The sequence below is a fragment of the Streptomyces sp. NPDC101118 genome, assembly GCF_044759445.1.
Lineage (GTDB): Bacteria > Actinomycetota > Actinomycetes > Streptomycetales > Streptomycetaceae > Streptomyces.
This window is the reverse complement of sequence record NZ_JBIVZG010000004.1, coordinates 15090-27174: the sequence shown is the minus strand read 5'-3', so window position 1 is coordinate 27174 and position 12085 is coordinate 15090. Positions and strand designations below refer to the sequence as shown.

Genomic DNA, 12085 nt, shown 5'->3' with positions numbered 1-12085 from the left:
GTCCGCCCGTATGTCGAAGCGCGTCGCCACCAACCGTGTCCGTCAGTCCGCCTTCCGTCGCAGCACGGTCGTCGCTGCCTCGGGTCTGGGAGCGCTGATGGTGTTCGGGGCCGGGCAGACCGCCTTCGCCGCCGGTACCGCGGACGTCTCCACCGCCCTCTCCGCCCCGGCCACGCTGGTCTCCGAGCAGGCCGCCGCGCAGGCGAAGGCCGCCCAGCAGGCAGCGAAGACCGCCGCCCAGGCCAAGGCCGCCGCCAAGGCCGCCGCCGCGAAGAAGGCCGCCGGCTGGACCAACCCCGTCGAGAACTACGTCGTGTCCGCCACCTACGGCAAGGGCGGCTCGATGTGGGCTCGCAAGCACTCCGGCCAGGACTTCGCCGTCCCGACCGGCACCCCGGTCAAGGCCGTGCACAAGGGCGTCGTCGTCAAGGCCGGCCCCAACGGCGCCGGTGACGGCCCCGCCTACGGCAACGCGATCGTGATCAAGCACGCGAACAACACGTACTCCCAGTACGCGCACCTCTCGAAGGTCCAGGTCCGCGTCGGCCAGACCGTCTCCACCGACCAGCGGATCGGCCTCTCCGGCAACACGGGCAACTCCAGCGGCCCGCACCTGCACTTCGAGATCCGCACCACCCCGAACTACGGTTCCGCGATCAACCCGGTCACCTTCCTCGCCAAGGCGGGCGTGAAGATCTGACCGAGCTGCTCCCTCAGGCCTGGTGGTGGGCCTGGGTGATCAGATCGACGGCGACTTCGAGGGCGGCCCTGCGGGTCTCCTCGGGGTCGCCCTTTTCGATGTGCTGCATGAACATCATCCCGGCGTGCAGCGTGAACAGCGCGCTGACGCAGCGCACCTGGTCCACGGTCGGGGCGTCGGGCTGGCGCAGCAGCTCGACCATCTCGAACATCCGGCGCTTCACGGTCTCGCCGATGCTCAGCTCCCGCAGCGAGGCCTGGTTCTCCTGCATGAAGCGGTACAGCTGGGACCCGGTGCTGAGCGCGTCGCTGTAGCGGCGCAGCAGCTCCCGCTTGGTCTCCAGGGTGCGCGGCTGCTCGCCGGCCCAGGCGATCAGCTCGTCGATGGGCCTGGTCAAGTCCTCGAAGATGCTGATCAGGATCTCTTCCTTGGTCTTGAAGTGGTAGTACAGCGCCGCCTTCGTGACCTCCAGCCGCTCCGCGATCTCCCGGAGCGACGTCTTCTCGTAGCCCTGCTCGGCGAAGAGCTCCAGCGCGACGTCCTGGATGCGCTGGCGCGTGTTGCCGCGGCGCTGCTGCGGAGTGCTGGACATGTCTCTCCCGATACTTACTTGACGCCCGGCTAGTTAGGGGTCTACGTTCCCCAGTGTAGTGAACTTGCCGGTCGGCAAGTAAGTACCAGGGGAGTGGCCATGAGCGATGTTCCAGTGAAAACCGAGTCGGGGGCGGCGGCAACGGCCGTGGAAGACGCTCCCAAGCCACGCAGCGTGCGCGTGGTCCTGATGGCCCTGATGATCGCGATGCTGCTCGCGATGCTCGACAACATGATCATCGGCACCGCGATGCCGACCATCGTCGGCGAGCTCGGCGGCCTGGAGCACCTCTCCTGGGTCGTCACCGCGTACACGCTGGCCACCGCCGCCTCCACCCCCATCTGGGGCAAGCTCGGCGACATGTACGGCCGCAAGGGCTCCTTCCTCGCCTCGATCGTGATCTTCCTGGTGGGCTCGGTGCTCAGCGGCATGGCCCAGGACATGGGCCAGCTCATCGGCTTCCGCGCCATCCAGGGCCTGGGCGCCGGCGGTCTGATGGTCGGCGTCATGGCGATCATCGGCGACCTCATCCCCCCGCGGGAGCGCGGCAAGTACCAGGGCATGATGGCCGGCGTCATGGCGCTCGCGATGATCGGCGGCCCCCTGGTCGGCGGCACCATCACCGACCACATGGGCTGGCGCTGGTCCTTCTACATCAACCTGCCGCTGGGCGCCGTGGCGCTGGCGATGGTGACGGCGGTGCTGCACCTGCCGAAGAAGACCGTCAAGAGCAAGATCGACTACCTGGGCGCGGCGCTGCTGACCGTCGCCATCACCTCGACCGTGCTCGTCACCACCTGGGGCGGCACCGAGTACGCCTGGGGCTCCGCCGAGATCCTCGGCCTGATCGCGGCCGGCGTCGTGTCCACCGCGGCCTTCCTGTACTCGCAGACCCGCGCGGCGGAGCCGATCATGCCGCTGCACATCTTCCGCAGCCGCAACTTCACGCTGATGTCCGTGATCGGCTTCCTGACCGGCTTCGCGATGTTCGGCGGCGTGCTCTACCTGCCGCTGTTCCAGCAGTCCGTACAGGGCGCCTCGGCCACCAACTCGGGCCTGCTGCTCCTGCCGATGCTGCTGTCGATGATGGTGGTCTCGCTGATCGCGGGCCGCGTCACCACCAACAGCGGCAAGTACAAGGTCTTCCCGATCGCCGGCGGCGCGCTGATGGTCGTGGGCCTGTTCCTGCTCGCGCAGATGGACACCGGCACCTCCCGCCTCGTCTCGGGCGTCTACATGGCGGTGCTCGGCGCCGGCCTCGGCTTCCTGATGCAGATCACCATGCTCGTCGCCCAGAACAGCGTCGAGATGAAGGACATGGGCGTGGCCTCGTCGTCCGCCACCCTGTTCCGCACGCTCGGCGGCTCCTTCGGCGTCGCGCTGATGGGCTCGCTCTTCACCACGCGGGTCCAGGACACGATGACCGAGCGCCTGGGCGCCGCCGGTGCGGGTGCGACGGGCAGCTCCGCGCAGCTCGACGCGGCCAGCCTGGCCAAGCTGCCGGAGGCGGTCCGCGAGGCCTACCAGCACGCGGTCGCCGCGGGTACGCACTCCGCGTTCCTGCTCGGTGCGGCCATCGCGGTGATCGGGTTCGTCACCGCCTGGTTCGTCAAGGAGGTCCCGCTCCGTGGGGCCGGCCCGGAGAAGGCCGCCCCCGCCGAGGCCGCCGACCTGGCGAAGCAGCCGGTCGCGCACTGAGCGGACCGACCGGCTCCCCGGTTCACCTCCCCTGGTGAGACGGCCCCCGGTGCCTACACGGGCACCGGGGGCCGTTCACGTCGTACGCCGGGCCGGCGGCCGGTCCTACCCGGCCGCCCCCGTGCGCACCTGGCCCGCCCCCGTACGTACCGGGCCCACCCCGGTACGTGCGAGGGGGACCGCCCCGCTGCCGCTACTCCGGCAGCCGGACGACAGGGAAGCTGCCCGTCGAGGTCGGCGCGTGCTCCGGGAGCCACAGCACCGCCACCGCGCCGGCGCTCGCGCCCTCCCGCTCGATCCCGCCCGGCGCCGCCACGTTCCGGAAGGTCAGCCGGGCGCCCAGCACCCGCGCCTGCCCCGCGGCGATGGTCAGCCCCAGCCCGTGCCCCACGCCCGCACGGTCGGAGGAGCCGGTACGGAACCGGCTCGGGCCCTCCTTGAGCAGCGCCTCCGGGAAGCCCGGCCCGTGGTCCCGGACCCGGATCACCCGGCCCTCCACGTCGACCTCCACCGGAGGCCTGCCGTACCGCGTCGCGTTGGCCAGCAGGTTGCCCAGGATCCGCTCCAGGCGCCGCGGATCGGTGGCCACGATCTCGTCGGCCACGACCCGCACCGTCGCGTCCGGCATGAGCACCGAGACCCGGCGCCGCACGAACTCGCCCAGCGCCACGTCCTGGAGCTCCGCCCGCTCCGAGGCGCTGTCCAGCCGGGCCACCTCCAGCACGTCCTCGACCAGCACCCGCATCGCCTGCGCCCGGTCGCGGACCAGCTCCGTCGGACGGCCGGGCGGCAGCAGCTCGGCCGCCGTCAGCAGCCCCGTGACCGGGGTGCGCAGCTCGTGCGCGATGTCGGCGGTGACCCGGCGCTCGGCCTCCAGCCGCTGCTGGAGGGCGTCGGCCATGGCGTCCACCGCCCGCGCGAGGTCGTCGGTCTCGTCCCGTACGACACCGCCCACCGCGTCGCGCACCCGTACGCCTGGCTGCCCCTGGGCGACCTTGCCCGCGGCGGCCGCGGCCTTGCGCAGCCGGCGCGAGATCTGCCCGCCGATGAGCACGCCGAGCGCCGACCCGGCCACCACCACGGCGACCGAGCCGACCACCAGGGCCTCGTCGAGGGCCCGCAGCAGGTTGGCGTTCTCCTGGAAGGAGTTGTGCAGCGACAGCACCTGCCCGTTGCCGAGCGGCACCGCGGCCCACACCTCCGGGGCGGCCCCGGCGCCGTGCTCCTGCACGTACGAGCCGCGCCGCCCCGAGCGCACCTTGTCGCGCAGCTCGCGCGGCAGGTCCGGGTCGTCGATCTTGGCGCCGAGCGGGGGCTTCTTCACGACCTCCGCGTTCTTCGCGATGAACTGCACCCGCTCCATCTGGACCTCGCGGGCGCTCTGCAGCATCGAGACGCGGGCGGCGTTGTGCACCACCAGGCTCAGCGCTATCGCGATCAGGGCGCCCACGGCGGCGATGGCGAAACTGATCTTCCAGCGGATTCCCGTGCGCAGCGTGAACCGCTTCATCCTGTGAGCTCCGGGCAGGACGCGGGAACGGGCGCCTGGCAGGACGCGAGCTCTGTGTGCCCCCTCATGCCTTCAGCTTGTATCCGAATCCCCGGACCGTCTCGATCCGGTCCTGACCGATCTTCGTGCGCAGCCGCTGGACGTGGACGTCCACCACGCGGGTGTCGCCGCCCCAGTCGTAGTCCCAGACCCGCTCCAGCAGCCGGTCGCGGGAGAGCACGGTGCCGGGCGCGGTGGAGAACTCCAGCAGCAGCCGCATCTCGGTGGGGGTCAGGGCCACGGGCGCGCCGTCGCGGCGGACCTCCATGCCCTCGGTGTCGACCTCCAGGTCGCCGAAGGACAGGACGCCGCGCTCGCCGGCCGGCTCCTCCTCGGCCGCGCCGTTGACGCCGCCGGCGTGCCCGAAGCGGCGCAGCACCGCACGGATGCGCGCGACCAGCACCGCGCCGTCGAAGGGCTTGGTGACGTAGTCGTCCGCGCCCGCTTCGAGGCCCAGCACCACGTCGATGGAGTCGGCGCGCGCCGACAGCATGATCACGGGCACGGTGGACTCGTCGCGGATCCGGCGGCACAGGCTCACGCCGTCCATGCCGGGGACCATCACGTCGAGGAGCGCGATGTCGGGGCGCTTCTCCCGGAACGACTCCAGGCCCGCCAGCCCGTCGGGCTGCGCGGTCACGACGAAGCCGTCGCGCTCCAGAGCGAGGGTCGTGGCCTCGCGGATGACGTCGTCGTCCTCCACGAAAAGCACATGGGTCTCGGCCATCCGCTGCACTCAGCCCTTCGACGTGACGGCCGGGGCGGGCTGTCCGCCGCCGTCGGCCGTGTTGCTGAAATCCGTGTGCACCCGGTCGTGCACGGTGAACTTGTCGCCCATCCAGCGGTACGTGAGCACGTCCTGCCCGGACGGGTAGGCGATGGAGTCGCCCTTGCCGTAGACCTCACGGGTCAGCACCAGGTCTCCCCGGTCGATCTCGGCGTAGACCGGAGGCACTTCGTCCGCGAAGACGTTCTGGTACTTGTCGCCCTCCAGGCGGTACACGAAGGAGCCCACCCCCACCGCATCGGCGCAGGACAGCACGTTGACGATCACGTCGTCCGCGGTGTTCCCGGTGACCTTGCCGTAGGTCACGTCCACCGGGAACTGCTTGCCCACGCACGGCTTCAGGTCCTGCTTGAGCTGCGCGCTCACCTTCGGGTCGGCCTTCAGCAGCGCGACCGCGTCCACCTTCTTCACGGGCGGCGACCCGCCGGAGGAGCGCGGCGTCGGAGCGGCCTTCGCCACCGACTCCGTACTGGCCGGCCCCTCGTCCTTCAGCCCGGTGCCCCCCGAGGTGCAGCCGACCACGAACAGCACTGAGCCGGCGAGGACGATGGTCCCCGCCGACATCAGCGCGAAGGAGCCCCGTCGTTCGAGGCTTCTGCCACCTAGGCCGCGCAACGCTCCCGCCCCTCGCTCCGCACGTAGTGGTCACCGCGTTCCAGGGCGCGCATGTCGAGGTTGCGGCTCTCCAGCTCCTGGCGGAGCCGCGCCAGCGCCCGGTGCAGTGTGCTCTTCACGGTCCCCGCAGACATCCCGAGCGCCGCGGCCGTCTCCTCGGTGCTCATCTGCTCCCAGTGTCGCAGCACCACGACACTGCGCTGCTTGGGCGCGAGCACCTTGAGGACGTCCATCAGCAGGGCGCGGTCGGCGCGCTGCTCGGCGCCGTCCTCCACGCTCGCGTCGGGCAGCTGCTCGGTCGGGACCTCTTCGAGCTTGCGCGCCCGCCACCACTCGGTCCGGGTGTTGATCATGACGCGGCGCAGGTACGCGTCCGCCAGGGACTTGTCCGCGATCCCGTCCCAGCGCCCGTACGTGCGGACCAGTGCCGTCTGCAGCAGGTCCTGCGCGTCGGTCGGGTCCGGAACCAGGCGGCGCGCGCTCCGCAGCAGCGCGTCCTGGCGGGTACGTACGTACTCTTCGAACTCGAGTACCTCGCCGTGCGCCATCTCAGACCGCCTCCGTTCCGTTCCGTCCGTCTCCCCGTGCTTACGGATTCGAAGTTACGGACGGGTTGTCACGAGGCTGTGCGGTCCAGACCTCGGTGGGCGCACGGAAAGCCATAGGTTGTGTAACAGCCCTCTGAGCTGGGCTTTCCCCGGATGGTCGGAGGATTTCCTTCCGGTTCGGCTTCCCGCAGGTCAGGTCAGCGGCAGCCGGTACGTACCGTCGTCCAGCGGCTCCACGAGCCCGTCGGCGACCAGCCCGTCGAGTGCGCGGGCCCGTTGCACGGGTTCGTCCCAGACCGCGTCGAGCGCGCCCTGCGGCACCGGCCCGACCGCCTCGCGCAGCACCGCGAGGAGCTTGCCGCGCACCTGCCGGTCGGTCCCGGCGTACGTCTGGCCGCGCCGCGGCGGCCCCTGGTGCTCCGGCTTGCCGGCCAGCCGCCAGGCGCAGCTCGCCGCGATCGGGCAGCGCGCGCAGGCCGGGCTCTTCGCGGTGCACACCAGCGCGCCCAGCTCCATGGAGGCCGCCGCCCAGGCCGCGGCCGTGGGCTCGTCCCCGGGCAGCAGGGCCCGCGCGAGCCGGCGTTCGGCGGCCGTCGTGGCGTTGGGCGGGTACTCGGTGCCGGTCACGGCCCGGGCGAAGACCCTGCGGACGTTCGTGTCGAGCACCGGGTGGCGCTGTCCGTACGCGAAGGAGGCCACCGCCGCCGCGGTGTACTCGCCGATGCCGGGCAGCGCGAGCAGCTGCGCGTGGTCGCGCGGTACGTCGCCGCCGTGCCGCTCCGTTATGGCGACGGCCGCGCCGTGCAGGCGCAGCGCCCGGCGCGGGTAGCCGAGCCGTCCCCAGGCGCGGACGGCCTCGCCGGGGGCCTCGGCGGCCAGGTCGGCCGGGCGGGGCCAGCGGGCCAGCCACTGCTCGTACACCGGGAGGACCCGGACCACCGGGGTCTGCTGGAGCATGAACTCGCTGACCATCACGCCCCAGGGCCCGGCCTCGGGATGCCGCCAGGGCAGGTCGCGGGCGTTGTCCTCGAACCAGTCGATGACGGGGACGTGCAGGGTGTCCGGCGCGAAGGGCAGGTCCGCGGGGGCGGCGGACCCGCCGGCCGCCGGGGGCACGGGAACGGAACCGGGGGAGGAGGCGGTGATGGCAGTCATGGCATTCCGCATCCTGGCACGTTTCAGGGGCGTCCCGCCGGGCCCGCGCCCGTGATCCAGACAGCCGCCGGACGCCCGGAGGACCGTACGGAGGCCACCACCCGGGTCATCGGGACGGCCGCCACGGCCATCAGCAGGGCTGCCGCGGAGCCGCCGAAGAGCAGGCCCATCGCCACGTCGTGCGGGTAGTGGACGCCGACGAACACCCGGGAGAAGGCCATCAGGAGCGCCATCGGAACGGTCAGCAGGGCCAGCCGCGGCACGACCACCGCCAGGGCGATCGCGGCGGCCCCGGCTATCGCGGAGTGGTTGCTGGGGAAGGACCAGTCGCCGTACGGCGGGCAGCTGATGAGGGGGCTCCCCGCCCCCGCCACCGCTCGGCAGGGACGTTCCTCCTGGACCACCGACTTGAGCAGTTCCGAGACCACGTACGCGGTGGCCGTCGCCAGCGGTGCGAGCACGGCGAGCGCCTGTGCACGGTGGTCGAGCGGCCGGGCGCGCCACCACAGGGCGATGAAGAGCAGCCCGAAGAGGACGATGCCGGCCTCGGTCCACAGCTCGGCGACCGACTGCACCCAGCCGGGGGTTGAACGCGCGAAGTCCGTGACGTCGCGATAGAGGTCGGAGGTGTCCATGGTCACCGACAGTACGTAAAACCGGCGTACGCCCGCATCCGACTGTTGACCGGTTTTTTACGTTCCGCTTTCCGACCGCAGGATGATGATCGCCAAAACACCGTGTGTGTGCGGCGGGTGGGACGCGGATCGGGGCCGGATCTCTCGTAAAGTTCGCTCCGTGGGATCACTGCGCAATCCGGTCGGGCCGCTCCCCTCCTCCATCTACTGGCGACGGAGGGCCGTTCTGGCGTCCGTCGTCGCGCTCCTCGCCATCATCGCCACATGGGCCGTCACCTCCGGTTCCCACAAGGCGAGTACGGACGCGAAGGGCCCCAACGGCACCCGTACCAACGACCCGATCACCCCCGGACCCAACCCGTCCGGCTCGGCGATCAGTCAGTACCCGGGCGGCCGCGGCGAGTCGGGCGGCAGCGGCTCCGGCGACACCGGCGGCGACCAGACCGGATCGGACCCGGGTACGGGCACCGGCACCGGCACCGACGAGGGCGCCGGCAAGAACGGCGACCCGGGCGGCGGCGGCTCCGGCGGCGGCGCCGTGCAGGTTCCGGCCGCCTCCCCGCTCCCCAACTGCGCGCCCGGCGCGGTCCGGTGGAGCGTGCGCAGCGTGAAGAACGCGTACGAGCCCGCCGAGCGCCCGCGGTTCGAGCTGGTCGCCGAGAACACCTCGGGCACGACCTGCAAGGTCGACCTCGGGCCGAAGCACGCGGTCCTCACCATCACGAAGGCCGGCGACGACAAGGCCCTCTGGTCCTCCGCGGACTGCCCGAGCGGCGCGGGGAACACGTACTTCCGGGTTCCCGCGAAGACCGGCATCACGCACGCCGTGGACTGGGACCGCAAGGGCAGCGACGCCGCCGCCTGTGCGTCACCGCCGCAGGGCGCGGCCGAAGCCGGCACCTACCTGGTCGAGGTCAAGGCCCCGGGCCTGCCGGTCATCCAGACCTCGTTCGTCCTGGAGAAGGACTGAGCGGGACCTGAGCCGGACCCGAGCGGGACCCCGGACCGCCGGGGGAGCGACCGCCGGGGGAGCGAACGCAGCGCGGCCGGCCCCGTCCGGGGCCGGCCGCGCAGTCGTATCCGGGGGCGAGCTAGACGTAACGCTCCAGGATCGAGGATTCCGCCAGGCGCGACAGGCCCTCGCGGACGCTGCGCGCCCGGGCCTCGCCGACGCCGTCGACGGTCTGGAGGTCGTCCACGGACGCAGCCAGCAGCTTCTGCAGCCCGCCGAAGTGCTCGACCAGCCGCTCGATGATCGCGCCCGGCAGCCGCGGCACCTTGGCCAGCAGCCGGTAACCGCGCGGCGAGACGGCGGAGTCCAGCGTCTCGGGGGAGCCGCTGTACCCGAGGGCCTTGGCCACGATGGGCAGCTCCAGCAGCTCTGCGTGGGTGAGCGAGTCCAGCTCGGCCAGCGCCTCGTCCACCGTGCGGGAACGCTTCGCCGTCGGCTCGGGGACGTAGTCGCGGATCACCAGCTCGCGCTCGGGCTCGACGCCGACCGTCAGCTCGTCCAGCTGGAGCGAGAGGAGGCGGCCGTCGGTGCCCAGCTCCACCACGTACTCGGCGATCTCGGTCGCGATCCGGCGGACCATTTCCAGCCGCTGGGCCACCGCGGTGACGTCGCGGACCGTGACCAGGTCCTCGATCTCCAGTGCGGACAGCGTGCCCGCGACCTCGTCGAGCCGGAGCTTGTACCGCTCCAGGGTGGCCAGCGCCTGGTTCGCCCGGGACAGGATCGCGCCCGACTCCTCCAGGACCCGGCGCTCCCCGTCGACGTACAGGGCGATCAGCCGCATCGACTGCGACACCGAGACCACCGGGAAGCCGCACTGCTTCGAGACGCGGTCGGCGGTGCGGTGCCGGGTGCCGGTCTCCTCCGTCGGGATCGACGCGTCCGGCACCAGCTGCACGCCGGCGCGGAGGATCTTGGTGATGTCCTTGTCGAGGATCAGCGCGCCGTCGAGCTTGCACAGCTCGCGCAGCCGGGTCGCCGTGAACTCCACGTCCAGCACGAAACCGCCGGTGCACATGGCCTCGACGGCCTTGTCCATACCGAGGACGATCAGGCCGCCGGTGTTGCCGCGGACGATCCGCTCCAGGCCGTCACGCAGCTGCTGACCAGGCGCGACGGCGCTCAGCGAGGCACGCATGAGCGCTTCGTGCTTGGAGCTCGCGCCGGACTTCCCGGGTGCCGCTGCCCCGTCCTTGGCTGCCACTGCACTCCTCCGGTCGCGGGTTCCGCCGCCCGGCCATGGCCGGGCGGACCAGCCCAAAGTCTACCGGCGCGTCCCGCGCCCCTCCCGAGCCTTGCCCGGAGGGGGCCCGATTCAAGCCCGCGGCTACTCGGCGGGCGCCCGCCGGGAGGCCGCCCGCGAGTGGGGCAGCACCCGCAGCGCGTCCCCCATGTCCGCCACCTCCGTCACCCGCATGCCGGGCGGGACCTTGCCCGGATCGCCCGGCACCAGCGCGTGGGTGAAGCCCAGCCGGTGGGCCTCCGCCAGCCGCCGCTGTACGCCGGTCACCCGCCGCACCTCGCCGGCCAGGCCCACCTCGCCGATGGCCACCAGGTTCTTCGGCAGCGGGGTGTCGCTGGCCGCCGAGGCCAGGGCCAGCGCGATGGCCAGGTCGGCGGCCGGCTCCGACAGCTTCACGCCGCCCACCGTGGCCGAGTAGATGTCCCGCTTGCCCAGCGCGCTGATCCGCCCGCGCTGCTCCAGCACCGCCAGCATCATCGACACCCGGGACGTCTCCAGGCCCGAGGTGGTCCGCCGGGGCGAGGGGATCTGCGAGTCGACGGTCAGCGCCTGCACCTCGGCCACCAGCGGCCGGCGGCCCTCCAGCGTCACCGTCAGACAGGTGCCGGGGACCGGCTCGTCGCGCCGGGTCAGGAACAGGCCGCTCGGGTCGGCGAGACCCGTGATCCCCTCGTCGTGCAGCTCGAAGCAGCCGACCTCGTCCGTCGCGCCGTACCGGTTCTTCACGCCCCGCACGAGCCGGAGGCGGGCGTGCCGGTCGCCCTCGAAGTGCAGCACCACGTCCACCAGGTGCTCCAGCAGCCGGGGACCCGCGATCGCGCCGTCCTTCGTCACGTGGCCCACCAGCAGCGTGGACATGCCCCGCTCCTTGGAGGCCCTGATGAGCGCCCCGGCCACTTCCCGGACCTGGGCCATGCCGCCCGGCGCGCCGTCGATCTCGGGGGACGCCACCGTCTGTACCGAGTCCAGGATCAGCAGCGACGGCTTCACCGCGTCCAGGTGTCCCAGCACCGCCGACAGGTCCGTCTCCGCCGCCAGGTAGAGGTGGTCGCTCAGGGCGTTGATCCGGTCGGCCCGCAGCCGCACCTGGCTCGCCGACTCCTCACCCGTGACGTACAGCGTCCGGTGCGCGTCGCTCGCCGCCTTGGCCGCCACGTCCAGCAGCAGCGTGGACTTGCCCACGCCGGGCTCGCCCGCCAGCAGCACCACGGCGCCGGGCACCAGGCCCCCGCCGAGCACGCGGTCCAGCTCGTCCACGCCCGTCGTGCGGGCCGTCGCCTGCCGGCCGTCGACCTGGCCGATCGGCACCGCGGCCGTCGACACCCGGCCCGCCGCCGTCGTACGGACCGCGGGCGTGCCGGTCTCCTCGACCGTGCCCCACGCCTGGCACTCGGGGCAGCGGCCGAGCCACTTGGCGGTGGTCCAGCCGCACTCGGTGCAGCGGTAGGACGGCCGGTCCTTGGCGGATGAACGGGATGTACGGGCAGCCATGCGGCAACGGTATCGGCACCCTCCGACAACCCCCGGCCACAGCCCCCGAACGGGGCCCGG

At 72.2% G+C, this 12085-nt stretch carries 12 protein-coding genes; 3 read left to right on the top strand and 9 right to left on the bottom strand.

Annotation, left to right across the window (positions count from 1 at the left end):
* Positions 1–10: 10 nt before the first annotated feature.
* A complete protein-coding gene (locus tag ACIQUQ_RS08975) occupies positions 11–700 on the top strand; it encodes a M23 family metallopeptidase (RefSeq protein ID WP_403972991.1) in 690 nt (229 codons plus the stop codon).
* 13 nt (positions 701–713) lie between these two features.
* On the opposite strand, the gene ACIQUQ_RS08970 is transcribed toward ACIQUQ_RS08975, so the two are convergent.
* The gene (locus ACIQUQ_RS08970) at positions 714–1292 is read right to left on the bottom strand and encodes a TetR/AcrR family transcriptional regulator (protein ID WP_399946634.1); all 579 of its coding nucleotides are present in this window, start codon (positions 1290–1292) and stop codon (positions 714–716) included.
* 99 nt (positions 1293–1391) lie between these two features.
* Between ACIQUQ_RS08970 and ACIQUQ_RS08965 the strand changes: the two genes are divergently transcribed.
* Positions 1392–2990, top strand: a complete 1599-nt coding sequence (locus ACIQUQ_RS08965; protein WP_403972989.1) for an MDR family MFS transporter — start codon at positions 1392–1394, stop codon at positions 2988–2990.
* A 193-nt stretch (positions 2991–3183) separates the two neighbouring features.
* Here the strand turns inward: ACIQUQ_RS08965 and cseC are convergent, their stop codons facing one another.
* The 6 genes from cseC to ACIQUQ_RS08935 form a co-directional block, all read right to left on the bottom strand.
* The gene (cseC, locus tag ACIQUQ_RS08960; protein WP_403972987.1) at positions 3184–4500 is read right to left on the bottom strand and encodes a two-component system sensor histidine kinase CseC; all 1317 of its coding nucleotides are present in this window, start codon (positions 4498–4500) and stop codon (positions 3184–3186) included.
* A gap of 64 nt (positions 4501–4564) precedes the next feature.
* Entirely contained in the window at positions 4565–5266 is a 702-nt protein-coding gene (gene cseB / locus ACIQUQ_RS08955) for a two-component system response regulator CseB (protein WP_403972985.1), read from the bottom strand.
* A gap of 9 nt (positions 5267–5275) precedes the next feature.
* Positions 5276–5890 carry a hypothetical protein gene (locus tag ACIQUQ_RS08950; RefSeq protein WP_403972983.1) on the bottom strand — a complete coding sequence of 205 codons (615 nt, stop codon included), beginning with the start codon at positions 5888–5890 and terminating at the stop codon, positions 5276–5278.
* 38 nt (positions 5891–5928) lie between these two features.
* A complete protein-coding gene (locus tag ACIQUQ_RS08945; protein ID WP_403664008.1) occupies positions 5929–6489 on the bottom strand; it encodes a SigE family RNA polymerase sigma factor in 561 nt (186 codons plus the stop codon).
* Positions 6490–6681: 192 nt separating this feature from the next.
* Positions 6682–7644: an A/G-specific adenine glycosylase gene (locus ACIQUQ_RS08940; RefSeq protein WP_403972981.1), complete on the bottom strand. Its 963-nt coding sequence runs from the start codon at positions 7642–7644 to the stop codon at positions 6682–6684.
* Positions 7645–7667: 23 nt separating this feature from the next.
* Positions 7668–8279 (bottom strand): phosphatase PAP2 family protein, encoded by a 612-nt coding sequence (locus ACIQUQ_RS08935; RefSeq protein ID WP_403972979.1) that lies wholly within the window; start codon positions 8277–8279, stop codon positions 7668–7670.
* Between the two features lie 160 nt (positions 8280–8439).
* Here ACIQUQ_RS08935 and ACIQUQ_RS08930 point away from each other — a divergent pair, with 160 nt between their 5' ends.
* Entirely contained in the window at positions 8440–9249 is an 810-nt protein-coding gene (locus tag ACIQUQ_RS08930) for a hypothetical protein (RefSeq protein WP_403972976.1), read from the top strand.
* 121 nt (positions 9250–9370) lie between these two features.
* On the opposite strand, the gene disA is transcribed toward ACIQUQ_RS08930, so the two are convergent.
* Positions 9371–10495 carry a DNA integrity scanning diadenylate cyclase DisA gene (disA, locus tag ACIQUQ_RS08925; protein WP_399946608.1) on the bottom strand — a complete coding sequence of 375 codons (1125 nt, stop codon included), beginning with the start codon at positions 10493–10495 and terminating at the stop codon, positions 9371–9373.
* Positions 10496–10618: 123 nt separating this feature from the next.
* Positions 10619–12025 (bottom strand): DNA repair protein RadA, encoded by a 1407-nt coding sequence (gene radA, locus ACIQUQ_RS08920; protein ID WP_403972973.1) that lies wholly within the window; start codon positions 12023–12025, stop codon positions 10619–10621.
* Between the last annotated feature and the right edge of the window lie 60 nt (positions 12026–12085).